The sequence below is a fragment of the Halomonas sp. 1513 genome (genome assembly GCA_001971685.1).
Lineage (GTDB): Bacteria > Pseudomonadota > Gammaproteobacteria > Pseudomonadales > Halomonadaceae > Franzmannia.
Genome location: CP019326.1, coordinates 3,389,668 through 3,412,662, shown reverse-complemented (window position 1 = coordinate 3,412,662; position 22,995 = coordinate 3,389,668). Strand labels below are relative to the sequence as shown.

The window sequence follows — 22,995 nt, the reverse complement described above, 5'->3', positions numbered from 1 at the left end:
CGAAGGTCAGGCCGCCTCGCCATAGGCCTGATGCACGGCATCCTGAAGCCAGTCCCGGAAGGTCGCCATTGCCGCGCTGGGGGCGCGGGATATCTGACGTGTCAGCCAGTAGCGGCCCAGTGACGTGGTGGTCGCAAATGGCTGAACGATGCTGGCCGTTGCCAGTTGGCGCTCGAACATCCGCGGCGGTGCCAGTGCCACGCCCGCGCCTTGGGTGGCCGCCTCCATCATCGCCAGGGAGGAATCGAAGGTGATGCCTCTCACCAGCGGTGGTGGGTGGGGGATGCCCGCCGCGGCAAACCAGCTGGGCCACTCGTTCTCGCGATAGGAGCGCAGCAGGGTGTGCTGGATCAGGTCGTCAGGGGCGCCCAGCGTTGCCGCGACTCTCGGTGTGCAGAGGGGCGATAGCGGCGCCTCGAACAGCGGCTCGGCATCGCAGCCGTACCAGGCGCCGTCGCCGAAACGAATGGCGAAATCCAACCCCTCGGCGGCCATGTCGACCCGATTGTTGTGGGTCGAGAGGCGCACATCGATAAGCGGGTGGCGTGCCTGGAACTCGGCCAGACGTGGCAGCAGCCAGCCCACCGCAAAGGTACCCACCGCGCCAACCATCATGATCTCCCTGACCTGGCCGCCCTCCAGGCGCCCCAGCATCTCGGCCATGCGGTCGAAGGCATCGCCCAGTACCGGCAGCAGCGCCTCGCCTTCGGCGGTAATCATCAGGCCCCGCGGCAGGCGCTTGAACAGCACCACGCCCAGCCGCTGTTCCAGGAGCTTGACCTGATGGCTGACGGCAGCCTGGGTCACGTTCAGCTCGTCACCCGCGCGGGTGAAGCTTCGCAGGCGGGCGGAAGCCTCGAAGGCGCGCAGGGCATTGAGCGGCAGGTAAGGTCTCGTCATAGCCCAAATCCAGTTTATGGCTGATGCAAGTTAACATAGTTTGTGGAGCCGTTTCGCGACCTACTAATCTAGCCATCAGCAGCGTATTGCCTGCTTCTGGATCAAAACGACGACAGCGAGATGGAATCATGACCCTAAAATTTTTACTGGCCGGCGCCCTGGTGCTGGGCCTGGCCCCACTAGGCGCGATGGCCGACACCTGGCAGGAGCGGGACGACTGGGCGGCGCTGTTTCAGGAACATGGCGCCGAGGGCACCTTGCTGATAGTGGATCAGCGTCAGGATGCCCAAGCGACCTGGGTGCATGACGCCGAGCGTGCACGCCAGCGCTTCGTGCCGGCCTCCACCTTCAAGGTGCCCCACACCCTGTTTGCGCTGGATGCTGGCGTGGCGGACGACGAGTTTCAGGTGTTTGCCTGGGACGGCACCGAACGCACCGCTGCGGCGTGGAACGCCGATCAGACCCTGCGCTCTGCCATGCGCAACTCGACGGTGTGGCTTTATCAGCATTTCGCCCGGGAGCTGGGCGAGGAGCGCGAGCGGCGCTACCTGGCAGAGATCGACTACGGTAACGCCGAGATAGGCAGCGACCTCGAGAACTTCTGGCTCGCCCCTGGCCACCTGGAGGTCTCCGCCGAGGAGCAGATCGGCTTCCTGCAGCAGCTCTATCGCAACGAGCTAGCGTTCGACGAGGCCGACCAGCGGCTGGTCAAGGACCTGATGATCGGCGAGGCCGGCCGCGACTGGATCCTGCGCGCCAAGACCGGCTGGTCCGGCGAGCTGGCCTGGTGGGTGGGCTGGGTCGAATGGCCCAGCGGGCCGGTGTTCTTCGCCCTCAACATTGACACCCCTAATCGCATGGACGATATCCCCAAGCGCGATGCCATTGTGCGTGAAGCCCTTCGCGAGTTGCAGGCGCTGCCTTAAAGGCTATCCGGCCTCACGCAAACGCCGTCTGCGTGAAGCTCTCGCGGCGGACGATCTGGCGCTGCCAGGCCGCTAGCCTGGGGCGGCCCTTGGCCCACGCCACCTCGGGCAGCCGGAACGCCAGGTAATCCAGCGCGACGGCAACGGCGATATTGCCAAGGGTCATGGCCGACGCCGCCTGGGCCTCATCGAGCTCCTGCTCCAACCGGTCCAGGATGCGCTGAAAGGCGCGCTGGCGGCGCTGGCCCAGTACGCTGTCGTCGGCCTCGCCGCCGTGATGCTTGCGCGCGATCACCGTGGTGAAGGCGGCATCCATCAGCCCTTGGCCGAGGCCGACAAGATGCAGCACCTCGCTCGAGCGTGCTTGCGGAATCAGCGGCTCTCCGGGGCCGACCTCGTCGAGGTAGAAGGCGATCAGCAGCGATTCGCTGAGCGTCGTGCCATCCTCCGTCACTAGTGCGGGAATGCGCCCGGCGGGGTTGGCCTCCAGCAGCGCGGCATCGTCGGCCCAGGGATCGCACCAGCGCAGCGTCACCGCTTCGGCCAGGCCTTTCTCCAGCAGCGTGATACGAACCATGCGGGCATAGGGCGAGGTCGCGTTGAGAAAGAGTTCCATCAGTGCCTCCTGGGTGGGGTGGAGAGAGCGCCGTGGCGTGCCTGCAGGCCACGGCTGAGGAGTATCAGAGCGAATCCGCCGGCCAGCATTACGCTGCCGATGGCGAAGAGTGGCGTATAGCTGCCCCACCCATCATAGAGGGCGGACATGCCGTAACCCGAAGCCGCCTGTGCCGCGGCGAACGCCGCGGTAGCGCGCCCCCAGAGTCGCTTGTGAGCCGCTGGGCCGGCCAGCTCGGCGAGCCGGCCGGAGGTCAGCGCCACGATGCCGGGGATCATGGCACCGACCACGAAGGAGGAGAGCGAGCGGCTGAGCAGGTCCAGCGACAGCAGCGGCAGGGCAATTGCGGCGGCCTTGGCCAGGAACGCCAAGGCCAGCCCAAGGTGCCAGCCTAGCCGCCGGGCAACGGCGCCGGCCAGCAGCGGGCCGCACACCGCCCCCACCCCGAATAGGCCCCACTGCAGGGCAGCGGGGGAGTGGCCGAGGGCGTTCTCCCTGGCCAGGTAGTCGACCCAGAACACCGTATGCGGCACGAACCCCGCGCCATCCAGGGCATAGGCGCCTATCACCAGCAGCACGGCGATGGCCACCCCGGGGTGTGCCCGGGGGGCGCCTGCTTGCTCGGGCGAAGCGCGCGCGGGTATCGCCAGGCGCGCCAGGCCGCGGTCGCCGAGTAACCCCGCGACAAGGGTCAGCACGCCGAGGGCCAGCCAGGTCGCCATCAGGCTGGTCTCGAGCAGCTGCGGCACTACCCAGGCCGAGAGGAGCACCCCCAGGCCGATGCCGGTAAACACCAGGCCACCGACATGGGCGCGCCGGCCTGTCGGTGTGGCCGTCAGTGCCAGGGACGGGCCGACCACCATCAGGATCGCCCCGGCGATGCCTGAGACCAGCCGCCAGACGAAGAACCAGGCAAAGCCGGCAGGCCATGCACAGAGCACAAAACTCAGGGCGATGGCCGCAAAACAGACGCCGAGCAGCGCCCGCGGTGGGTAGCGTTCGGAGAGGACGTGGCCTGAGAGTGCGCCGATCAGGTAGCCGAGCAGGTTGGCTGCCCCGAGATAGGCCGCAGCGCTGGCGCTGAACCACTGCGCTTCGACAAGCGCTGGCAGGAGCGGGGTGTAGGCAAAGCGAGCGAGGCCGATCCCGGCGAGGGTGGCCATGATGCCCGTTAGCAGGGCGGGAATATCTCGCTTATCGACCATGCAGGGCGGTCCTGAATCAGCGGCAGTACCCCAAGAGTACGCGGCGGCTGCATACGGTGCAGACCAACGTCACGGCGACTATCAAGAAGCTCGAAGATGAACGGGCGTGCAGCTGGCGCGCTTCGTCGACACACTGCGTCAAGTGGCGGCTAGCGATACCCGCCGTGCAGAGTCGGGTGGCGGGTAGCGCTGCCAGGCGTTTTGGCTTACATCTGCGCCTGCAGGTAGTTCTCTCTGCCCAGCATCTTGATCAGCCGCAGCTGCTGCTCCAGCCAGTAGGCGTGGTCCTCTTCGGTGTCGGCCAGCAGCCCCAGCAGCACGCTGCGGGTCTGAAAGTCGCTCTCCCGCTCGCACAGCGCGATGGCGTCCTTCAGGGCGTCGCCCACCTCGTACTCGAGCTGCAGGTCGTTGCCGAGCATCTCCTCCACGTCCTGACCCACGCGCACCGGGGTACGGGTGTGCATGTCGGGCTTGCCTTCAAGGAACAGGATCCGCTCGATCAGCTGCTTGGCATGGTCCTTCTCATCGTCGAATTCATGGGCGATGCGCTCGTAGAGCTTGGTGAAGCCCCAGTCGGCATACATCTCGGAGTGGATGAAATACTGATCCATGGCGGCGAGCTCTGCCGCGAGCAGGCCGTTCAAGGCGTCGATAATGTTCTGGTTGCCTTTCATGGGGTTACCTTAGTAGCGCGATGTATAGGTAGTGCATCCTAGAGAGAATTGCGCTTCTGGTCAATTTTTCCTTTAAATTCAGTGTCTTGATATTAATTTCGCGTGCGATTTGCATTCGGTTTCCAGCGTGCCGGAAGCCGAATGGACTTAATCTACCGCACTGGCCTGCTGGATCGTCACGGCTTGCCAGAGCGCCTGCGCCGCTCGGCCGCTGAGTTCACGCTCGCGGTAGAGCTTGATGGCGACGGGGACGCTCCACTCCGCGCCGCCGGACGCCACCAGTCTTGCCGCATCCAGGTCTTCCTCCACCAGGGTGCGCGGCAGCCAGGCGATGCCCCTGCCATCCAGCGCCATGGTGCGCAGTACCGAGGCGGCATGGGCAGTGAAGACCGTATTCGCGGCTGCCAGGCGTCGGTCGAATACCGAGCGGATGATGCGCCCCAGGCCCGACTCCTCGCTGTAGCGCAACAGCGGCACGCCCGCTCCGGTGCCCAGTCGGTGGCGGGCCTCGCCTCGCGAGTCGGGTGAACAGACGGGGATCAGCTCGTCGTCGCCGACCTGAATGGCGAGGTAGGCACCCGCATCCAGCGCGCCTGGCGCCTGCGCGTGGGCATGGCTCAGCACGAACTGGGCCTTGCCCTCCTGCATCAGCGCCTCGCAGCGCTGCAGCACATCCGACATCAGCTGTACCGACTCGAGTGCGGCGGTGGCTTCCAGACCGCGCAACCAGCGTGGCAGGAAGGTGAAGGAGAGCGCGTGGGTAGAGGCCAGGCGCAGCGTCACCGAGCTGGCTTCGGCGACCCGCTGGGCATCGCCCGGCACCCGTGAGACCCGCGCCAGCAGATCCTGTGCCACCCCGAGAAACCACTCGCCGACCTCCGTCAGCCTGGCGGGCTGAGTGCTTCTGTCGAATAGCTCGGCACCGACCCACGCTTCCAGCGCCCGGATGCGGCGGCTGAACGCCGGCTGGGAGCTGTGACGCTCCTCCGCCGCACGGGAAAAGTTGCCGGTTGGCGCCAGGGCCAGAAAGTCTTCGAGCCAGATGAAGTTCATGGTCGGTTCGTCCCGTGCATGACATCAGCGAAATTGCGCATTGGCAGGATACTACCGGGTGGGGCGATGATGGCCAGACGTCGTTACCCTTGGAGGCCAAGTATGAAGATCGTCGAGATTCGCGAAAAGACCGTTCCCATCAGTTCGTCCATCCGCAACGCCTACATCGACTTCAGCAAGATGACGCTGAGCCTGGTGGCCGTCATCACCGACGTGGTGCGCGACGGCAAGCCGGTGGTGGGCTACGGCTTCAACTCCAACGGGCGCTATGGCCAGGGCACGCTGATGCGCGAGCGCTTCATCCCCCGGGTGATGGAGGCCAACCCGGAGGACCTGCTCGATGCCAGCGGCAACAATCTCGATCCGCACAAGATCTGGGATGCCATGTTCATCAACGAGAAGCCCGGCGGGCACGGCGAGCGCTCTGTCGCCATGGGCACCATCGACATGGCGGTGTGGGACGCCGTGGCCAAGATCGAAGAAAAACCGCTGTTCCAGCTGCTGGCCGAACGCTACGGCAACGGCCAGCCCGACCGCAAGGTATTCGTCTACGCCGCCGGTGGCTACTACTACCCGGGGCAGGACTACCGCAAGCTGCAGGATGAGATGCGCAGCTACCTGGACCGCGGCTACAGCGTGGTCAAGAAGAAGATCGGCGGCGGCTCCCTGGAGGAGGATCTGCGCCGCATCGACGCCGTCATGGAGGTGCTGCAGGACGGCCAGAAGCTTTGCGTGGATGCCAACGGTCGCTTCGACCTGGAGACCGCAATCGCCTACGCCAAGGCGCTCTCGCAGTACGACCTGTTCTGGTACGAAGAGCCCGGCGACCCGCTCGATTTCGAGCTGCAGGCGACCCTGCGCAGCTTCTACACCAACCCCATGGCCACCGGCGAGAATCTCTTCTCGATGCAGGACGCGCGCAACCTGATCCGCTACGGCGGCATGCGCCCCGACCGCGACTGGCTGCAGTTCGACTGTGCGCTGAGCTATGGCCTGGTGGAGTACCTGCGCACCCTCGACATGCTCAAGGAGCACGGCTGGTCGGCGAGCCGCTGCATCCCCCACGGTGGCCACCAGATGTCGCTCAATATCGCCGCCGGCCTGGGCCTCGGCGGCAACGAGTCCTACCCCGACCTGTTCCAACCGTTCGGCGGCTTTCCCGATGGCGTGCGCGTGGAGAACAGCATCGTCACGCTCCCCGACCTCCCGGGGATCGGCTTCGAGGGCAAGGCCGACCTGTACCGCGAGATGCAGGCGCTGTCGGCCTGAGCGGGAGATCGGTGGGGGCCCCATCGGCTTCGGCGATGATCTGCTGCGGGTCAGGGGCGCCATCGGCCACCTTGCGGCGCTGACGTAGCAGGTCCAGCAGGCCGCTGCCGAGCAGTGCGGCGAGGATCAGGCCACCGCCAACGAAGGCCAGTGGCGGCGGCACCTCGCCCACCCACCACCACACCAGCAGGGTCCCCACCAGGGTCTCCAGCAGCATCACCAGGCTGGCCTCGGCGCCGCTCAGGTAGCGGGGCCCGGTCTGGATCAGGTAGTAGGCCGCGGGCAGGAACACCAGCCCCATCAGCAGCAGGCGCAGCAGATCCTGCATGGGAGGTAGCTGCATGCCGCCCAGGGCCAGGGCCGGCAGCAGCATCACCAGGCAGCCCAGGGGCAGGATCACGGTGGTATCCACGCCGCGCTGGGCGCTGGCCACGGTCATGTTGACGGCAATCGTCAGCGGGATTGCCAGGGCCACCACCATCCCCAGCGGCGAGCCCTGTCCCATCTCACCGGCGGCCATCAGTCCCGCCCCCAGCACGCAGAGCAGGATCACTAACCAGGTCTGCATTCTGAGGCGCTGACCAAATAGCAGCAGGCCCAGCAGCCCCGCCACCAGGGGCGCCAGGTTCTGGATCACCAGCACGTTGCCGGCGGCGGTCAGGCGTACCGCCGCCACGAAGCCCCAGGCACTGCCGGCAAAGGCCAGCGGGCACCACACTGCCGCCGATCCACAGGCGCGCACTGCTCCGGGCAGCCCGCGGCCATAGCGGGCCAGGGCTACCATGCCCAGCACCAGACCCAGCAGCAGTGCCCGCCAGAACACGAAGACCTCCACCTCGACCTGCGTGTCCTTGACGAAGAGGGCATCCGGGGAGAGCAACAGCACGCCGGCGCCGGTGATCAGGTAGCCACGGGCGCGCCTCGGGAGTCCTTGCCACATGGGGTATCTCCTTGAGCAGCGGTCCCGCTAGTCTCGGCGCTTGCCAAATAAGCGCAGGTCGGGAAACGTCCCCAGCCTGCGTAGTCACGACACGCCGAGGCTTTTACCAACCATATACCACCCTGCATCCGCACTATTCTCATGGGCAGGAAAAGTGGCACTCGAGGCCGAAATGGGTATCGTGACACAAGCCCACCAGGAGGAAGTGTGATGCTCTACGGAAGCTGTCTTTGCGGAAAGATATGCTACGAAGTCAGCGCCGAGATCGATGAGGTCTCCATGTGCCACTGCAAACAGTGCCAGAAAGCGCAGGGCTCGGCCTTCGTCGCGGTGGCGCCGATCCGCTCGGCCGACTTCCGCATCACGCAGGGCGCGGAATATTTGACGGAGTACCGCGCCACGCCCAACAAGGCGCGGGTGTTCTGCTCGGTGTGCGGCAGCCCGCTCTACAGCGCCCGCGACGACCGGCCCGAGGCCAAGCGACTGCGGCTGGGCACCCTGGATACTCCGGTATCGCCGAGCAAGCGCTACCATGGCTGGGTGTCGTCCAAGGCCGAGTGGTTCGATCTTGGCGATGAGTTGCCCAAGTTTCCGGAAGCCTCGCGACCTCCAGGTGCCCGCCGCGAGCATAAAGGATGAGGTGGCGCGGATCACACCGCTCGATGCCGCCTAGTGGTAATCGACATCGGCCTTGAAGCCACGTGTCCGCAGCACTGCGCGCCCATCGAAGCAAGATCTGGTGAGGCCCGCCCCATCAGCCCGATGATGGCCGTAACGCCGATCATACGCTAAGACTAAAACGAGCCATCTCCTTCGGGCGTGCCAGGTTGGCACGAGGGTCTGGCTTGCTTGCCAGGCGCATGTTGCAGAGGATCCACTCGGGAGGCGTCATGACCCCACAGAACGGTTATTGCTGGATGGCGCGCGCAAGCTCTCTCCTGCTTTTGGTCAGCACGATGTTGATGGCGTCGATGGTGGTTGCCGATAGCGGTAAAGCGACCCTGGCCTTGGCTCACTTCGATTTCCGTGACACCTCTGGCGAAGTCGAGGATCAAAGCGCCGCGCATGAAGCGCGGCTGACGTCTCTCAATGAGACGTTGCACGCGGGTCTTGCCGGGAACCCAGAGGTCACGCTAGTCGACCTTACCTGCGAGATGGAGCGCTGTACGCACCGCAGCCCAGGCCTGGACGCACTTGCAGGGCAGGCCAAGGCCATCGGCGCGCAATATCTCCTTATCGGCGAGATTCACAAGGTGAGCACGCTGATTGGGAGCGGAAATCTGGCGGTGCTGGATTTGAACGACAACAACACGTTCGCCTGCGAGCAACGCCTGTCTTATCGAGGTGATAGCGACGAAGCGTGGCAACGCATGGCGCAGTACACCTTGCGTCATATCGAGGAGAGTTGCCTGCCTCTGCTGGGTGCGTCGCGCTGATTGTCCAAACGCCTCGTACCTTAAACCTCTCCGGCTTCGCTGATGGTCTGAATGACCTCGAAGCCCTCGAACTTCGGCGGGCCGAGGTAGAGGCCCTCGCGGCGGCTCTGGCCGGCGTTGGCGTGGGCGGCGCGGAACGCCTCGGAGTGCGTCCAGGCCTCGAAATCCTCGCGCGACTTCCAGATGGTATGGGAGGCGTAGAGGACGTGATCCTCCTCCTCGGGGCCGCGCAGCATATGGAACTCGACGAAACCGGGCAGGCCCTGCAGATGGGATTCTCGCTCCAGCCAGATCTGCTCGAACTCCTTTACTCGCTCGGGGTTGACCCGAAAACGGTTCATGGCGATAAACATGGCGGTCGCTCCTTGTGGCCAGGCGGTAATGATGTCCGGGTGACGATGCCAGCTTACCCCGTGGGGGACAAGGTGGAGCGGGATCGAACCGCTTCATGCGGCCCGATCGTGGCCAAACAGCTCGGCATCTAGGCGGTCTCGTCCTCTTCCGCAGCCGGCTCGACCGGGTCGCCGTTCTCATCCACCAGCTGCTGGTCATACGCTGCCTGCAGGCCGGTATCTTCCACCGCGGGTGGTTCCTCTTGTGCCGTTTCTGGCGTTTCCTCCGTCCAGTCTGCCCAGTAGTCGATATGGCCCGGATAGATCGGCGATAGCATCGATGCCAGGATGCCGACCATCGCGAAGATGGCAAAGGCGTCGGCATAGCCGAGCCTGTCGACCAGCGCGCCGATGACCGGAGAGCCGGCTGCCTGGCCGAGCGCCACCGCCATAAAGGGCAACACCGGCCCCATCGAGAGCCGCCCCGGCAGCAGGCGGATGCCGGTCATCAGATACAGCCCGGTGAGGCTCATATAGGCCAGGCCGAAGACCAGCGCAGAGAAGATCGCCAACCCCAGCTGCCCCGGGCTCGCGGCGAGCAGCGCCAGGCTCGCGGCCAGCATCATCAGCATCAGGGCTTGGGTGATCGGCGGGTTATTGCGGTCGGCCAGGTCACTCACCATGGCTCCCCCGAGGCCGGCGATGCCCACGGCGAACCACAGCCAGCCAGTGTGGCCGGGGGAGAGGGCGCCGAGGGTCACCGCCAGGTCCGGCGCGAACAGCCAATAGGGCGCCGACACGAAACCCATGGCAAAGGCGAACAGCGTCAGCCGGGTGAGACGGGACCACTGCTGTCGATTGATCGGCGGCGGCGGTACGGCGTTGGCGGGCACGATCCGCGACACCGAGGGGATCAAGAACCACGCCGCCACGACCCCGACGCCCGCCAGCACGGCGAACATGGCATAGGTAAAGCGCCAGGCATCGAACAGGAACACCACGGTGGGAACCGCCACGATGATGCCGATGCTGGTGCCTGCGTTCATGACCGAACTGACACGACCGTGCATCGTGCGGCTCACCATGGCCTGCATGGCCGCGGTCAGCGCCGGCATCATCAAGCCGGTACAGATGCCGCAGATGAACACCCCGGCACCCAGCCATAGCGCGTCCGCGGCCTGACTGATCAGCGTCAGGCCGCCGACACCGATGCTGCCGGAGAGTACCGCCAGGTTGCGCGCCCCCAGGCGCTCGGCGGCGAGCGGCGCGACCAGGGTGGCAAGCACGAAACTGATGAAGGGCAGCGCCCCGATGATACCGACCCGGTGGGCCGTCAGCTCCAGCTCGGCGCTGATGGAGGGCACGAACAGGCCGAAAGCGAAACGCGCAAGCCCGTAGCTGATGGCGATGAGCCCGGCACCAAACAGGGCAAACCCCATGTTCGACAGGGGCCTCATGGAGTATTGCTCCGGGCTGATGCCAGCAGGGTGTCGACCATGGCACGGGTGTCTGCCAGGGCCGTCTGGGCACCCAGCAGGGCCACCGCCATGTTGCTGCCTTCCAGCACCATGAACAGATGCCGCGCCAGGCCGGCGTGGTGCTCCAGGCCGTCGCGCGACACGGCATCTTCGAGGCGTGCCAGCAAGTCGGTCTTGGCGGCCGTTGCCAGGGCATGGATCTCGGCGCTGTGCTCGGCGAACTCGCCCATCGCCTTGGCCATGATGCAGCCATGCAGGCTGTAGCGCTGCAGCCAGTCGCCGTGCGCTTCCACCAGCGCCGAGGCGGCCTGGCCCGGCGGGGCGCTAGCCGTTGCGGCATCGAGGTGAGCCAGGAAGCGCGTATGGCGGGTCGCCAGCACGGCCATTACCAACGCCTCCTTGGAAGCGAAGTGGTTGTAGAGCGTCATGCGCACCACGCCGGCCGCCGCGACGATGCGGTCGATGCCGGTGGCGTGGAAGCCCTGTTCATGGAAGAGCCGCTCGGCGGTGGCGAGCAGTTGGTCGCGCTTGGAAGCTGGCATCGGTGGACGTCCTATATAGACCGATCTATCTAAATATGCGGCCATCTAAGTACGCGGCAGGCGATGCTGTCAAGCGGCGCGTCAGTCGCCATCGTCTAGCAGGGAGGGGGCTGAGAAAGGGAGCACCGAAATGGCATGACGCCATTCCGGTATATTCATCAAAAACCGTCTGGAAGGGTCACTCAGCCGCCGAACTTCTCGTTTTCCCCTATGTTCGGGGTGGCGTCTTTCTTGACGTTGGCCTTGGCAAACTCGTAGAGCTGGAACGCCTTGCTCTCTTTGGCCTTCCAGTGCTCGCCCATGGTCACGTCGATCTCCAGCAGGGCGATGTCGGGGTCATCCTTGCCGCCGGTGAACCAGGCCGCGACGAAAGGGTTCCAGTACTTCTCGATCAGCTCGCGATCATCGGTCAGGTTGGCCGTGCCCGACAGCGAGACATATACGCCCTCGTCCTGATCGGAAAAGCTCAGGCAAACGTCATGGTCGCGGTTGGTTTCCGAAACCTTCTCGGCACTGCGCTTGGTGAAGAACCAGAGGGTGCCGTCATACTCCTTCTGAACCAGGTGCATGGGCCGGGCGCGCGGCATATCGCCGTCGAGCGTCACCAGCATGCCGACCTGTATGTCCTTGATCATCTTCCATATCTTCTGCTTGTGCTCAGGGCTGGACATGGTTTCGACCTCCTGTCGATTGCGATGCGATGAAGTAGTCAATCACGCTGGGAGTACCGAGCATGATGAGACCACCCTAGTCATGTGAAGCGGCCAGGGCAAATGACACAGGGCGTGTAGCCTAGTCAGCGCAGCACGCTCGCGACGTTGGGCCGCACGCTGGAGTCAGTGGTCATGGGGCGGCTCATGGGCCTCGTTGACGAATGCGCATGCCTACCATGTGGCATGTGAGCCAGGCTGCTGCGGGGTAAGCGTCCAAGTGTTGGGCGCAGGTATGCCCTCCAAGCCAACGTCAGATCCGTATGGTCCTCACCGAAGCTAGCCAAGGAGATACCGTTCATTTGAATGGGGAGTGATCCGCGGTGCATTGGTAGCTTGATGACGAGTGCGCTGACGCTGAACAGCGTACTAACGGCCAATAACAATGGGAGTGCATACGATGGCGTTTTTATCCTTTTCATCTACTGGCGCCCGTTGGACCACCAGTCTAATGGGTGCTGGCTTGCTGGTGGCCGCGACGGCGCCAGCCAGCGCCGACCCGCTTGAGGAGCGAATGCCTCCGGGTATGCTGATCGAGATGGTGGACCCGACGCTCTGTGCGCCGCCACCAGAGGATATGTCCGATGCCGAGATCATCGCCATGCTCGATAGCGACGATCCGGAGATGGCGCCCCCGATTGCCGGTGTCTGGGAGCGGCAGGACGAGCGCTGGCGGGTCTATGGCCAGGGCTGGTTCAACGACAGCAGCAGCGGACTGGTGGTTGGCACCATGCTCATGCTGAGAAGCGAGAGTGACGAACTGCAGTACCTGTGCATGGTGCTGTCACCCCACAGCGAGACGTCGATGGTGGAAGGTGAGGCAGCCCTGGTAGGCCCGGACGTCGAGACCCTCGATGGCGACACTTTCATGGCCATGGGGCTGCTGGGAGAGCGTCAGCAAGGACTGGCCGAGGTGCTTGCCGAGGCTGGCAGCGTCCACGTCGAACAGGCGACAGAGGATACCCTGGAGTGGAGCCTGTCCTTCGATGGCCGCCTGGTTGGAATGGACGAGCAGCCGCTGGAGGACGCCGCGATATCCCTGACGCTCGAGGGCGAGCTGAGCCGGGACTCCTCGATGCGGGTCGTCGACTGGGGGCGTGACGATCTGGTCGATGCCTCCGCTCCCTCCGTCAGTGAGGAGGAAATCGCCGAGGTCGAGTCGCTGTTTCGTGATGACATTCGTCTGGAGGTGGAGCTGGTCCTTACGCCGGATAGCAGCGAGATCGTACAGTGCAGCGTCTATCGCTACGACTATGACACCTTTGCCTCGCACTCCGACGACAGCGGCTGGCGCAGCACCCGCGAGCATTTCTTCTACCGAGACGGGGAGCAACTGGTGCCCTTCCAGCGGCCTTCCAGCGATACCGACTTGAGCCGCTTTTTCGGTGGGTTGCTCGACTCCGAGTTCGTGCTCGACGAGGCGTCCGCCGACGATTTCCGCGAACTGTTGATGACCCTAACTGGCGAGGACTTCTTCGAAGAGGAGGACGTCCAACTGGACAACATCGTCAACTTCCGGCCAGACGAGTGGATCTTCTTCACCGGCACCTTCTTCGACCACTACAAGGCCTTTGTGGTCTACACCGACGACGATGGCAGACCGGAAAGAGTCCTCTATCGGCTCAAGCAGCAGCCGGTGTCCTGATCGTTTGGATGGATCAAGGTCCTGGCCACGTTAGGCATCGCAACGGTATCCGGCAGCGCGTGCAGTACCCCGGGCGGTAACGCAGTTCAGCGCAACACGAAGCGCAGCAGCCGTTCCGCCATCTTGCCGAATGGCGGACGCAGCAGCGTCGTGACGTTCCATCGCCCTTGCACGTAGATCCCCTTGGCATGGCTCAGCCGGCGGAAGCCTTCCATGCCGTGATAGGCGCCGATACCACTCTCGCCGACGCCGCCGAACGGCAGGTCGTCCTGGGCGATGTGCAGCAGCGTGCCGTTGAGGGTGACGTTGCCCGAGGTCGTGCCGTCGAGCACCTGGCGCTGCGCCGCCTTGTCGTGGCCGAAGTAGTAGAGCGCCAGCGGGTGGGGGCGCGCCTCGACGACGTCGATGGCCTCATCGAGCGTGCGGTAGGGGAACACCGGCAGGATCGGCCCGAAGATCTCCTCATGGGCGATGGTCATGTCGTCGGTGACATTGAGCACCAGCGATGGGCGCATGGCGCGGGGATGCGCACCCGGCGCCTCACGGCCTATCTCGCGTAGCGTCGCGCCCTTGGCGCGGGCATCCTCGAGCAGGCCGTTGAGGCGGGCCAGATGCCGGTCGTTGATCACCCAGGTGTAATCCTCGCTCGCTGGGCCGTCGGGGTAGGCGGCTACCACGGCCGCCTCGTAATGGGTGAGGAACCCGGCAAGGTCATCCTCATGGACGAGGGCATAGTCGGGCGCGATGCAGGTCTGGCCACCGCTTACAAGCTTGCCGAACACGATACCGGCGCAGGCGTGGTCGAGTGGATGGCCCTTCTCGACGATGACCGGCGACTTGCCGCCCAGCTCCAGCGTCACCGGTACCAGGTTCTCGCTGGCCGCCTGCATGACCTTGCGTCCCACCGCCGTGCTGCCGGTGAAAATAAGATGGTCGAACGGCAGGGCGGAGAAGGCGGCACCAACCGCCGCATCGCCGTTGACCACCGCCACCTGCTCCGCTGAAAACAGCGTGCGGAGTATCTCCTCGAGCAGGGCGTTGATCGTCGGGGTGAATTCCGACGGCTTCAACAGCACCCGGTTGCCGGCCGCGAGCGCCGTCGCCAGGGGCATCACGGCGAGCACCAAGGGGTAGTTCCACGGCGCCATGACCCCGACGACACCTAGCGGCTGGTACTCCACCCGTGCCGAGCCGAACTGCATATGAACGGCCACCTGGCGCTTTTCTGGACGCATCATGCGGCGCAGGTGCTTGTGCAGGTAGTCGATCCCGCTGATGGTGCTGCCGAGCTCCATGATGCTGGTCTCGTGGCGTGAGCGATGACCGAAATCGGTGTCGATGGCCTCCTCGAGCCGGGTGCGGTTGTCGATCAGCGCGGCGCGCAGCTTTGCAAGGTTGGCGCGCCGCTCGGCAAGCGAAGGCGCACCGTCGCGGCGATAGGCCGCGCGCTGGGCGGCGAGCAGCGGTGCCAGGTCGACGGCAGGCGAGGCGCTAGAGGCAGTGGTCACGAGCTAACTCCTAGTTTAGCTGCCCAGGCTATCCCCAGGCATTGCGTTGATCCAGCGCATGAGACGGATCATGCCTCGGTGATAAGATGAAGCCCAGAAACCATTACGACACCGCCCATACGGAAGGGTCAGTCTCACCGCCCCCATGTGATCAGAAGTGCCGACGTGCTGAAAGCAGTCATGATTAAAAATTAATTTAGATAATATAAAAACGACGATTGTCGAGAAGGCCCTTCTGCAGCCAGGTTGTGACGAAAGAACGCTATTCATCGAACCATGGCAGAAATCGTCGCTTTTCACAGGGAGCATGGGGCTTTGTCATCTCTGAAAACGCAATACCGCGTACATTGGCTGACCGGGCAGTTTTGCGAAGATAGCAAGGAGTCGATGTATCGACGATCCATCGACGACAGGGTGCGGTATGAGACCTGCCTTTCGCTGATACTCGCGGCCCTGGTCTTTGGCATGTTCGCCATTACGGACTACTACCTCCTAGGTCTGACGCGAGAATATTATCTATTGGTCACCATGCGTACCGTGGTGGTCAGTCTCTGCCTTCTCCTGGCATTCATCATCGCGCGCTGGGGCAGCTATTCCCACAAACTCTGGTTGCATGCGTTACCGCTCTGGATACTTGCGACGGGCATCATCTTGATCGTGCCCTTGCGGCCGGAGAGTCTCTCCACTCAGGTAACTGCCGTGGTCTTGGCCACCATGGCGTTCTATCTGCTGATCCCCAACCTGTTGACGGTGGTGACATTCGCCAGCCTCTATTTAAGCATCGCTTTCATGGTCTTTGCCGTACTGTTCGCCGGGATTACACCGGTGGAGACGCTGCGCATAGGCCTACTGCTGTGCATGACCAATGTCGTGGGGTTCTGTGCCTTGCTGCGTCTAGAGCGACTGCAGCGCAATCAATTTTTGCTTCTTTACGATGAGCGCGACCAAAATCGCCAGCTGCTCAAGGAGATAGCGCATCGCAAATCACTGGAAGAGCAGCTGCGGATGGTCGCCGAGCGGGATGAGCTGACGGGACTGAACAGTCGGAGCCACTTTACGAAGCGGGCCAGGGCACTGTTGCAGAGGTCGCGACTGGAAAAGGGGTCGTTCAGCCTTTTCATGATCGATGTGGATCATTTCAAGCGCATCAACGACACCTGGGGCCACAGTCACGGTGACTGGGTTCTGAGCAAGGTCGCGGAGGTCTGTGCGCACTCTCTCCGCCCCACGGACGTGATCGGCCGTTTCGGTGGTGAAGAGTTCGTGGTAGCCCTGCCCGATACCGACCCCGACGACGCTCGAATCGTGGCGGAACGCCTGAAGGCCAAGGTCGCCGAGCTTCCGTTAACGGAAGAGATGTGCGGGCTGAGCCTGAGCGTCACCATCGGTATTGCGACAGCGCGTGGAGAAGACGCCGACCTCGAGGCGCTGATCACGCGAGCAGACCGGGCGCTATACGTGGGCAAGCGCGACGGCAGGAACCGGGTGGTGATGTGCGGCGACGGGATCGCGGAGCAGTGAGTACAGACACCGCTCACCGGCCATGCTGTAACGTCTCGAGCATCGCCTGGCGCAGTGCCTCGGGCGGCTGGGCGCCCGACAGGCCGGTGGTGCCGTTGAAGATGAAGGTGGGCACGCCGCTCACGCCCAGGCGCCGCGCCTCATCGAGGCCGGCTTTTACCTCGGCCCGGCCCTGGTCGCTGGCGAGAAAGGCGGGGATGTCGATATCCGCTAGTCCGCCGTCTCGGGCGGCGTTGGCCAGTACTGCGCCGTCGCCGATGTCCTCCCCGTCGACGAAATAGCGCTGGAAGAGCGCGCCGACCACCGCCGACTGGACGCCATGCTCCCCGGCGAGCCAGATCAGCCGATGGACGTCGAAGGTATTGGGTGTTCGCGTCATGCGCTGATGGTGAATCTCGATACCGGCCTGTTCGGCGGCAGCCTCCACCTGGGCGTCGAGCGCCTGGGAGCGCTCCCAGGAGCCGAACTTGGCGGTACGGTAGTCACGCCGCGACAGGCCCTCGGCGGGCATATCGGGGTTCAGCTCGAAGGGGTGCCAGGCCACCGCTACGCTGACGTCCTCGGGCAGTTCCGCCAAGGCCAGGTCGAGGTGGCGTTTGCCGATGAAGCACCACGGGCAGATGGCATCGGAGATCACGGTGATGTTGACCTGGGGCATGGCAGCGGGTCCCTCGGCTAAGGTTTTCCCGCACCATACCATCCTCGGGTGTGATTCACGCCCCCAGCGACTATGCTGGGGAAGGCCAACAAAGGTCGTTCAGCCATATGGAGACGTTATGAAAAAGGGACATGCAGTACTGATCGGTATGACACTTGGGGCCTTCTCCCTGACGAGCATGGCCGAGGAGGGCAACGGCCCGACCGCCAGCGTCGAGTTCATCGATAACCACGGTGAAGTGGTGGGGGAAGGCACGATCGATCAGGGCCCGGCCGGGGTGCTGATCAACTTCAGCATCGATGGCCTGGACGAGGGCTGGAAGGCCATTCACATCCATAGCGTCGGTACCTGCGAGGATCACGAGGAGGGGTTCCAGGACTCTGGTGGCCACCTCAATCCCGATGACTCAGAGCACGGCTTCCTCAATCCTGACGGACCTGACGCCGGCGACCTGCCCAACTTCTACGTCCACAGCGACGGCAGCGCGATGGTCGAGATGTTCAATGAGCGGGCAAGCCTCGACGGTAGCGTCGGTGGCAACATGCTCGACGATGACGGCAGTGCGCTGGTCATCCACGAGAACCCCGATGACCACATGAGCCAGCCCATCGGCGGTGCCGGCGACCGGGTCGCCTGTGGCGTCGTGCAGGGCGGCTGATTCCACCACTCAGCGTGCCAACAACCCCTCGGCGAGCGCCTCGCCGAGGCGGTCGACGGCCAATGCCAGCTTCTCGTCGATGACGTGGAGGTACTCCGTCCAGTCGTCGACGTGGTGCAGCTCGGCCTTGCCGTCCGAAATGCCGCGCAGCACCACCAGCGGCACCTCGAAGCGCATGCAGGCGCGCAGGCAGGCGTAACTCTCCATCTCCACCATGTCGGCCGCAATCTCATCGTAGGCCGCGCCCGAGACGATATTGGCGCCGGTGGAGAGCGTGGCCTCATGAATGCCGGGGATGCGCAGCGGCAGCGGAAGCGTCGCCGGCAGGTCGAGAAAGGGCGTGATGCCCTTGGCGAAGCCCAGCGGCGTGGCGTCCATGTCGCGGTAGGAGACGCTGGTCGCCTGATAGACCTCGGTCTGCTCCAGCACCCGGCTGCCCGCCGAACCCAGCGACACCACCAGCTCCGGCAGGCGCCCGCGATGGGCCAGGCTAGCCAGCGCAGCGCTGAGCTCGACCGCCGCCTCCACCGGGCCCACGCCGGTCATGAACGGGGTAAAACGCTGCCTGAGATGCGGGCCGTACTCGGCCTCGGCCGCCATCACGAAGAGCACGCTGCGGCCGCCCAGTGTCGTCAGTTTGGGTACCATTACCCGCTCCGGCGGCTCTCATTGACATCATCCGCAAGCCAGGCCTTGATCAGGGATTGATAGGGCATGTCACGCTTGTTGGCTTCTACCTTGATGCGGTCGAGTAACGCTTCAGGAAGACGCAGCGAGATGGTTTTCGTGGATGGCTTCAGTTTCGGGAAAGAGGCGGGTTCTGCTTGGCTCCAGTCCACGTAGCCGGATGAGTCGTGGGTTTCCCAGAACTTCCGTTCCTCGGCTTCGGTCTTGAATTCAGGCGTCTTTTTTAGCTTGCTCATAAACGGCCCTCTCTTTGCGGTGCATGGCGCGAGCGGATATCACCCGTATCAACGTCCCACCCTGTCGCAACGTGAACGTGATGTGTAACTGCCGCGTGTCATCCGTCTCACCCAAGGCATGGAAACGGGCTTCCGCCTGGCTATGCCTGGCGTCTTCTAGAACCAGAAGCGGCTCATTGAAAAATATCGACTCCGCTTCGGACTGGCCGACGCCGTGTTTCTCCACATTCTTGCGGGAGTTGCCCTCGTCCCAGTCGAAGCCGGTAACTCGTGCCCAATTGATCATGAATGTATATTATCACCATATACAAAGGCGTCAATAAAGGCTGGCCCTTCCACAATCCTCACCCCCCCAATCTCAGCGGCTCCAACCTCCAGCCTTGCTCATCAGCCAGCAAGCGATCCGTTAGTCCGAGGTTATCCAGAAAGGCGTCATCATGCGACACCACCATCAATGTGCCCCGATAGCTACACAACATGCTTTCGAGTGCCTGTGCCGAGGGCAAGTCCAGGTGGTTGTTCGGCTCATCGAGCAGTAGCAGCTGCGGCGGCGTATCGGCGTAGAGTATGCAGGCAAGAGCCGCCTTCAAACGTTCACCCCCGCTCAGTGACCCACTGGGCGTCGCGATCTTCTGCGCATCGAGCCCCAGTTGCGCCAGGCGCGTGCGTTGCTCCGCCTCGCTAGACATGCGATTGGCTGACAGTAACTGCTCGAGCACTGTCTTTTCCGGGTCAAGGTTCTGCAGTCGCTGGTCCAGGTATGCACGCTCGGAGGTCACCTTGCAGGCACCGGTCAAGGGCGCCACCCTGCCTGCTATCGAGCGCAGCAGCGTGGACTTTCCACAGCCGTTGGGCCCGACGATAGCGATGCGCTGCTGCCCACTCACGATCAGGCTGATATGGCGGGTGGCGCCGGCTATGTAAGGCAGCTCCACGCCGTCCAGTTCGACTACGCGACGTTTTGCGGGCTGCGCAACGGGGATGTCATGCAGGGCGATCGGCGTCTGCTCTTCGACCTGCTGGGCGGCGTCCCGCACGCGCTGATTGAGCTGCGCCAAGCTGGCCGTCTGGTGCTTGCGCAGCGCGCCCGCCGATACGTCGCTGCGCTCTTTCTGCGCATCCAGCAGCACCTTGGCTTGATTGGCCTCCTTGCCGTGCCGTTTGCCGCGTGCCTGGCGCCGCTCCTGACGTTCCAGCTGCTTGTGCATCGCCTGTGCCTGGCGCTGGCGCTCGAGCTTACGCTCGGCCAGCGCTTCCTGGGCGGTCTGCCGCTCGTGTGCCTTGGCAGCGGCATAGAACGAGTAGTTGCCCCCGTAGCTGTGCAGCCCCAGAGAAGAGAGCTCCACGATGCGCTGCATGGATTCCAGCAACTGCCGGTCGTGGCTGACCACAATCAGCCCACGCGGCCAGCGTCGCAGCTGTTCGATCAGCGCTTGGCGGTTCGGCCGGTCGAGATGGTTGCTCGGCTCATCGAGGATCAGAAAGTCCGCTCCCGAGAGCATGGCGCCAATCAGCGAAACTCGCATCGCCTCACCGCCGCTAAGAGCACCTGCGGGCGTTTCGGCGTCAAGGTGGCTCAGGCCATTGCGCTCAAGCTCCAGGCGCAGCCGCGGCTGGATGTCCCAGTCATCGCCCACGGCATCGAAGTCCTCCGCTGCCGTGCTGCCTGACTCGATGCGCGCCAGCGCATCCAGCGTGTGCCGTAACCCCGCCAGCTTTGCCACGGTTGCATCATCAGGATGCGCCACTAGCTGGGCGAGGTAATGGACTCTGCCGGAACGCCGACAGTGCCCGGTGGTGGGCTGAAGTAATCCAGCAAGGATGCGTGCCAGCAAGGTCTTGCCCACGCCATTGCGTCCCACGAGCCCCGTCGGGCACAGGTTGAACTGCTCGTTGAGGCCGGAGAAAAGTTCTTTACCGTCTGGCAGAACGAGGGATACGTCCTGAAGTACGAGATGGGGTTTCGTCATGCGCTATTCCTGCGATGCCTAGTCCTCCCCCTGCGATAGGGGCCGGTGGAGACTGGCCGTCATACCGACGGCGGCATCAATGGCGCATTGGACGAACACCTCATGATGAAGGGTGATGATAGGAGTGTAGCGCACCCCTCAGCTGTCAGAAAACCCGGATCTCAGCGACTTGCCGGCCAAGGGCTGCCTGGAGAAACTGCCGGGAGGAGGGCGAAGCACGCGCTACCAAGTGGTGGAGGCTGCCCCGCCCCTGCCCCGTGAACGGACAGGGGCCTTTAAACCTACTGGGGAGAGACCATGATGGAGCGCCTGATTCCATCGGCTGCATTGAAGACGCGGCAGGAAAATAACGGGGTGCCCGGGGTTATTGGCTACGCTCAGAGGACCCCGCCACCACCGAGAACAACGACATGGCTCGCAGAACGCTTGGTTCCGTTTTTCTGGCAGCGGCGCTCTGCCACCCCTTCGCAGCCCTCGCGCTGCCGGACGGGGAAGGCCGGGAGACGGTCGAAGCCGTTTGCGCTGCCTGCCACGGCGTCAACCTGATTGAGCGCAGCTCAGGGTACTCCCACCAGGAGTGGGACTTTCTCATCTCCACCATGGTCGACCTGTCGGGCGCTCCCGACCAGCAGGAAGACATCCCCGGCTACCTGGCCGAGCACTTCCCGCCCAGCGAGAACCGGGCAGCGACGCCGGTCGATGGCCCGCTGGGCATCCAGTTCGAAGAGTGGAAGGTGCCCACGCTGGGGCAGCGCTCTCGAGATCCGGTCGAGGCACCGGACGGCAGCATCTGGTGGGTAGGGCAGTGGCTGGACATCCTCGGTCGGATCGACCCCGAGACTGGCGAGATGGAAGAGTTCGATTTGCCCTCGGGCGCACGGCCCCACTCGGTCAATATCGGCCCCGACGGCGCAGCCTGGTACACCGGTAACCGCAACGCCACCATGGGGCGATTCGACCCGCAAACCGGCGAGATCACCGAATATCCCATGCCCGACGAAGCCGCGCGCGATCCGCACACCGCCGAGTTCGCGGAAGACGGTATTCTCTGGTTCAGCCTGCAGCAGAGCAACATGATCGGCCGGCTGGACCCGGAAACCGGAGATGTACAGCTGGCCACCAGCCCGCGTGAAGGCTCGCGTCCCTATGGCCTGAAGATCGCTGCGGATGGCACGGTCTGGGTCTCATGCAACGGGGCGAACTGCCTGCTGCGCGTCGATCCCGAATCGATGGAAGTGAGCGAGATCACCTTGCCCGAGGCCGGCACTACGGTGCGCCGGCTCGACATCGACGCAGATGGCATCATCTGGTGGGTCAATTCCGGGCTGGGCCGGCTGGGGCGTTACGACCCCGACAGCGGTGATATCCAGGAGTGGGACTCACCCAGCGGCCCGAGCTCTCACCCCTACGCCATCGCCATATTCGACGGGGCGGTCTGGTATAACGAAAGCGGCGTGCGGCCGGACATGCTGGTGCGCTTCGAGCCTGAGGCGGAAACCTTCCAGAGCTGGCCGATCCCCTCAGGCGAGGTTTATGCCGGTATCTTGCGCCATATGCGCACCACCCTCGACGGTGAAGCCCTGCTGATCCATCAGAGCGGCACCAACCACATTGGCAGGGTGACCGTGGACGGTAGCGATCCGAAGTAGGCGGGCCTTCAACAACGTCGCAGGAAGTGCTGTTACGCTGCTTCATCCAATTCAGATGAACATGAGCAAAAAAGGACACTACATGAAGCAGTATGCCGTTATCGCCTACGACTACACCGACCCCGAAGCGCTGGATCGTCGCATGGCAAATCGCGAAGCGCATTTGGCCGGGATTCGCCAGCTCACCAAGAGGGGGAGTTTCCTCAGCGGCGGGGCGATTCTCAATGAACAAGGCAAGATGATCGGCTCGAATGCCCACTTCCAGTTCGCCGACCGGCAGGCCTTCGATGCCTGGCTCGCCACCGAGCCTTACATGACCGGCCGCGTATGGGAGCACGTCGATATCAAAGAGGTGCGGCTGTTCGATCCGCATGTGTGATCA

25 protein-coding genes are annotated in these 22,995 nt (G+C 63.9%); 9 read left to right on the top strand and 16 right to left on the bottom strand.

Annotated features, from left to right (window positions below; all coding sequences use genetic code 11):
* Positions 1–6: 6 nt before the first annotated feature.
* Entirely contained in the window at positions 7–900 is an 894-nt protein-coding gene (locus BWR19_15480; protein APX94224.1) for a LysR family transcriptional regulator, read from the bottom strand.
* A 128-nt stretch (positions 901–1,028) separates the two neighbouring features.
* Between BWR19_15480 and BWR19_15475 the strand changes: the two genes are divergently transcribed.
* Complete coding sequence (locus BWR19_15475; protein APX94223.1) at positions 1,029–1,826, top strand: class D beta-lactamase; 798 nt, start codon at positions 1,029–1,031, stop codon at positions 1,824–1,826.
* Between the two features lie 13 nt (positions 1,827–1,839).
* Here BWR19_15475 and BWR19_15470 read toward each other — a convergent pair whose 3' ends face one another.
* From BWR19_15470 to BWR19_15455, 4 genes are all read right to left on the bottom strand, one after another.
* Positions 1,840–2,442 carry a glutathione S-transferase gene (locus tag BWR19_15470; protein ID APX94222.1) on the bottom strand — a complete coding sequence of 201 codons (603 nt, stop codon included), beginning with the start codon at positions 2,440–2,442 and terminating at the stop codon, positions 1,840–1,842.
* Positions 2,442–3,647, bottom strand: a complete 1,206-nt coding sequence (locus BWR19_15465) for an MFS transporter (protein ID APX94221.1) — start codon at positions 3,645–3,647, stop codon at positions 2,442–2,444. Before BWR19_15465 ends, BWR19_15470 begins: the two co-directional genes overlap by 1 nt.
* A gap of 206 nt (positions 3,648–3,853) precedes the next feature.
* On the bottom strand, positions 3,854–4,321 hold the full coding sequence (locus BWR19_15460) for a bacterioferritin (protein ID APX94220.1): 468 nt from the start codon (positions 4,319–4,321) through the stop codon (positions 3,854–3,856).
* 147 nt (positions 4,322–4,468) lie between these two features.
* Entirely contained in the window at positions 4,469–5,374 is a 906-nt protein-coding gene (locus BWR19_15455; protein ID APX94219.1) for a LysR family transcriptional regulator, read from the bottom strand.
* Positions 5,375–5,476: 102 nt separating this feature from the next.
* Between BWR19_15455 and BWR19_15450 the strand changes: the two genes are divergently transcribed.
* On the top strand, positions 5,477–6,643 hold the full coding sequence (locus tag BWR19_15450; protein ID APX94218.1) for a mandelate racemase: 1,167 nt from the start codon (positions 5,477–5,479) through the stop codon (positions 6,641–6,643).
* Here BWR19_15450 and BWR19_15445 read toward each other — a convergent pair.
* The gene (locus BWR19_15445) at positions 6,564–7,583 is read right to left on the bottom strand and encodes a hypothetical protein (protein APX94217.1); all 1,020 of its coding nucleotides are present in this window, start codon (positions 7,581–7,583) and stop codon (positions 6,564–6,566) included. The genes BWR19_15450 and BWR19_15445 overlap by 80 nt on opposite strands.
* Positions 7,584–7,793: 210 nt before the next feature.
* Between BWR19_15445 and BWR19_15440 the strand changes: the two genes are divergently transcribed.
* Positions 7,794–8,222: an aldehyde-activating protein gene (locus BWR19_15440; protein ID APX94216.1), complete on the top strand. Its 429-nt coding sequence runs from the start codon at positions 7,794–7,796 to the stop codon at positions 8,220–8,222.
* Between the two features lie 206 nt (positions 8,223–8,428).
* Positions 8,429–9,019 carry a hypothetical protein gene (locus tag BWR19_15435; protein ID APX94215.1) on the top strand — a complete coding sequence of 197 codons (591 nt, stop codon included), beginning with the start codon at positions 8,429–8,431 and terminating at the stop codon, positions 9,017–9,019.
* Between the two features lie 20 nt (positions 9,020–9,039).
* On the opposite strand, the gene BWR19_15430 is transcribed toward BWR19_15435, so the two are convergent.
* From BWR19_15430 to BWR19_15415, 4 genes are all read right to left on the bottom strand, one after another.
* Positions 9,040–9,372, bottom strand: a complete 333-nt coding sequence (locus BWR19_15430) for an antibiotic biosynthesis monooxygenase (GenBank protein ID APX94214.1) — start codon at positions 9,370–9,372, stop codon at positions 9,040–9,042.
* Between the two features lie 128 nt (positions 9,373–9,500).
* On the bottom strand, positions 9,501–10,808 hold the full coding sequence (locus BWR19_15425; protein APX94213.1) for an MFS transporter: 1,308 nt from the start codon (positions 10,806–10,808) through the stop codon (positions 9,501–9,503).
* Positions 10,805–11,371, bottom strand: coding sequence for a TetR family transcriptional regulator (locus BWR19_15420; GenBank protein ID APX94212.1), 567 nt, complete (start codon positions 11,369–11,371; stop codon positions 10,805–10,807). The genes BWR19_15425 and BWR19_15420 overlap by 4 nt, the downstream gene beginning before the upstream one ends.
* 182 nt (positions 11,372–11,553) lie before the next feature.
* Positions 11,554–12,042, bottom strand: coding sequence for a pyridoxamine 5'-phosphate oxidase (locus BWR19_15415; GenBank protein APX94211.1), 489 nt, complete (start codon positions 12,040–12,042; stop codon positions 11,554–11,556).
* 565 nt (positions 12,043–12,607) lie between these two features.
* Here BWR19_15415 and BWR19_15410 point away from each other — a divergent pair.
* Entirely contained in the window at positions 12,608–13,726 is a 1,119-nt protein-coding gene (locus BWR19_15410; GenBank protein ID APX94210.1) for a hypothetical protein, read from the top strand.
* Between the two features lie 86 nt (positions 13,727–13,812).
* On the opposite strand, the gene BWR19_15405 is transcribed toward BWR19_15410, so the two are convergent.
* Positions 13,813–15,234, bottom strand: coding sequence for a coniferyl aldehyde dehydrogenase (locus tag BWR19_15405; GenBank protein APX94209.1), 1,422 nt, complete (start codon positions 15,232–15,234; stop codon positions 13,813–13,815).
* A gap of 315 nt (positions 15,235–15,549) precedes the next feature.
* On the opposite strand from BWR19_15405, the gene BWR19_15400 reads away from it, so the two are divergent.
* Positions 15,550–16,755 (top strand): hypothetical protein, encoded by a 1,206-nt coding sequence (locus BWR19_15400; GenBank protein APX95059.1) that lies wholly within the window; start codon positions 15,550–15,552, stop codon positions 16,753–16,755.
* 13 nt (positions 16,756–16,768) lie between these two features.
* Here BWR19_15400 and BWR19_15395 read toward each other — a convergent pair whose 3' ends face one another.
* Positions 16,769–17,413, bottom strand: a complete 645-nt coding sequence (locus BWR19_15395; GenBank protein APX94208.1) for a disulfide bond formation protein DsbA — start codon at positions 17,411–17,413, stop codon at positions 16,769–16,771.
* 118 nt (positions 17,414–17,531) lie between these two features.
* Here BWR19_15395 and BWR19_15390 point away from each other — a divergent pair, with 118 nt between their 5' ends.
* Positions 17,532–18,071 (top strand): superoxide dismutase, encoded by a 540-nt coding sequence (locus tag BWR19_15390; protein APX94207.1) that lies wholly within the window; start codon positions 17,532–17,534, stop codon positions 18,069–18,071.
* Positions 18,072–18,080: 9 nt separating this feature from the next.
* On the opposite strand, the gene BWR19_15385 is transcribed toward BWR19_15390, so the two are convergent.
* Genes BWR19_15385 through BWR19_15370 form a run of 4 tightly spaced genes read right to left on the bottom strand, consistent with a single transcriptional unit; the run spans position 18,081 to position 20,964 of the window.
* Positions 18,081–18,719: a 5'-methylthioadenosine/S-adenosylhomocysteine nucleosidase gene (locus tag BWR19_15385; protein APX94206.1), complete on the bottom strand. Its 639-nt coding sequence runs from the start codon at positions 18,717–18,719 to the stop codon at positions 18,081–18,083.
* Positions 18,719–18,994 (bottom strand): hypothetical protein, encoded by a 276-nt coding sequence (locus BWR19_15380; protein APX94205.1) that lies wholly within the window; start codon positions 18,992–18,994, stop codon positions 18,719–18,721. Before BWR19_15380 ends, BWR19_15385 begins: the two co-directional genes overlap by 1 nt.
* A complete protein-coding gene (locus BWR19_15375; GenBank protein ID APX94204.1) occupies positions 18,969–19,280 on the bottom strand; it encodes a hypothetical protein in 312 nt (103 codons plus the stop codon). Before BWR19_15375 ends, BWR19_15380 begins: the two co-directional genes overlap by 26 nt.
* A gap of 58 nt (positions 19,281–19,338) precedes the next feature.
* Positions 19,339–20,964, bottom strand: coding sequence for an ABC transporter ATP-binding protein (locus BWR19_15370; protein ID APX94203.1), 1,626 nt, complete (start codon positions 20,962–20,964; stop codon positions 19,339–19,341).
* 440 nt (positions 20,965–21,404) lie between these two features.
* Between BWR19_15370 and BWR19_15365 the strand changes: the two genes are divergently transcribed.
* Entirely contained in the window at positions 21,405–22,613 is a 1,209-nt protein-coding gene (locus tag BWR19_15365) for a cytochrome C (GenBank protein APX95058.1), read from the top strand.
* Between the two features lie 82 nt (positions 22,614–22,695).
* Positions 22,696–22,992: a hypothetical protein gene (locus tag BWR19_15360; GenBank protein APX94202.1), complete on the top strand. Its 297-nt coding sequence runs from the start codon at positions 22,696–22,698 to the stop codon at positions 22,990–22,992.
* Positions 22,993–22,995: the final 3 nt, after the last annotated feature.

Excerpts from the sequence above, each read along its gene's own strand:
- BWR19_15480 (APX94224.1), bottom strand. The coding sequence starts at position 900 with ATGACGAGACCTTACCTGCCGCTCAATGCCCTGCGCGCCTTCGAGGCT.
- BWR19_15475 (APX94223.1), top strand. The coding sequence starts at position 1,029 with ATGACCCTAAAATTTTTACTGGCCGGCGCCCTGGTGCTGGGCCTGGCC.
- BWR19_15470 (APX94222.1), bottom strand. The coding sequence starts at position 2,442 with ATGGAACTCTTTCTCAACGCGACCTCGCCCTATGCCCGCATGGTTCGT.
- BWR19_15465 (APX94221.1), bottom strand. The coding sequence starts at position 3,647 with ATGGTCGATAAGCGAGATATTCCCGCCCTGCTAACGGGCATCATGGCC.
- BWR19_15460 (APX94220.1), bottom strand. The coding sequence starts at position 4,321 with ATGAAAGGCAACCAGAACATTATCGACGCCTTGAACGGCCTGCTCGCG.
- BWR19_15455 (APX94219.1), bottom strand. The coding sequence starts at position 5,374 with ATGAACTTCATCTGGCTCGAAGACTTTCTGGCCCTGGCGCCAACCGGC.
- BWR19_15450 (APX94218.1), top strand. The coding sequence starts at position 5,477 with ATGAAGATCGTCGAGATTCGCGAAAAGACCGTTCCCATCAGTTCGTCC.
- BWR19_15445 (APX94217.1), bottom strand. The coding sequence starts at position 7,583 with ATGTGGCAAGGACTCCCGAGGCGCGCCCGTGGCTACCTGATCACCGGC.
- BWR19_15440 (APX94216.1), top strand. The coding sequence starts at position 7,794 with ATGCTCTACGGAAGCTGTCTTTGCGGAAAGATATGCTACGAAGTCAGC.
- BWR19_15430 (APX94214.1), bottom strand. The coding sequence starts at position 9,372 with ATGTTTATCGCCATGAACCGTTTTCGGGTCAACCCCGAGCGAGTAAAG.
- BWR19_15425 (APX94213.1), bottom strand. The coding sequence starts at position 10,808 with ATGAGGCCCCTGTCGAACATGGGGTTTGCCCTGTTTGGTGCCGGGCTC.
- BWR19_15420 (APX94212.1), bottom strand. The coding sequence starts at position 11,371 with ATGCCAGCTTCCAAGCGCGACCAACTGCTCGCCACCGCCGAGCGGCTC.
- BWR19_15415 (APX94211.1), bottom strand. The coding sequence starts at position 12,042 with ATGTCCAGCCCTGAGCACAAGCAGAAGATATGGAAGATGATCAAGGAC.
- BWR19_15410 (APX94210.1), top strand. The coding sequence starts at position 12,608 with ATGCTGATCGAGATGGTGGACCCGACGCTCTGTGCGCCGCCACCAGAG.
- BWR19_15395 (APX94208.1), bottom strand. The coding sequence starts at position 17,413 with ATGCCCCAGGTCAACATCACCGTGATCTCCGATGCCATCTGCCCGTGG.
- BWR19_15390 (APX94207.1), top strand. The coding sequence starts at position 17,532 with ATGAAAAAGGGACATGCAGTACTGATCGGTATGACACTTGGGGCCTTC.
- BWR19_15385 (APX94206.1), bottom strand. The coding sequence starts at position 18,719 with ATGGTACCCAAACTGACGACACTGGGCGGCCGCAGCGTGCTCTTCGTG.
- BWR19_15380 (APX94205.1), bottom strand. The coding sequence starts at position 18,994 with ATGAGCAAGCTAAAAAAGACGCCTGAATTCAAGACCGAAGCCGAGGAA.
- BWR19_15375 (APX94204.1), bottom strand. The coding sequence starts at position 19,280 with ATGATCAATTGGGCACGAGTTACCGGCTTCGACTGGGACGAGGGCAAC.
- BWR19_15370 (APX94203.1), bottom strand. The coding sequence starts at position 20,964 with ATGACGAAACCCCATCTCGTACTTCAGGACGTATCCCTCGTTCTGCCA.
- BWR19_15360 (APX94202.1), top strand. The coding sequence starts at position 22,696 with ATGAAGCAGTATGCCGTTATCGCCTACGACTACACCGACCCCGAAGCG.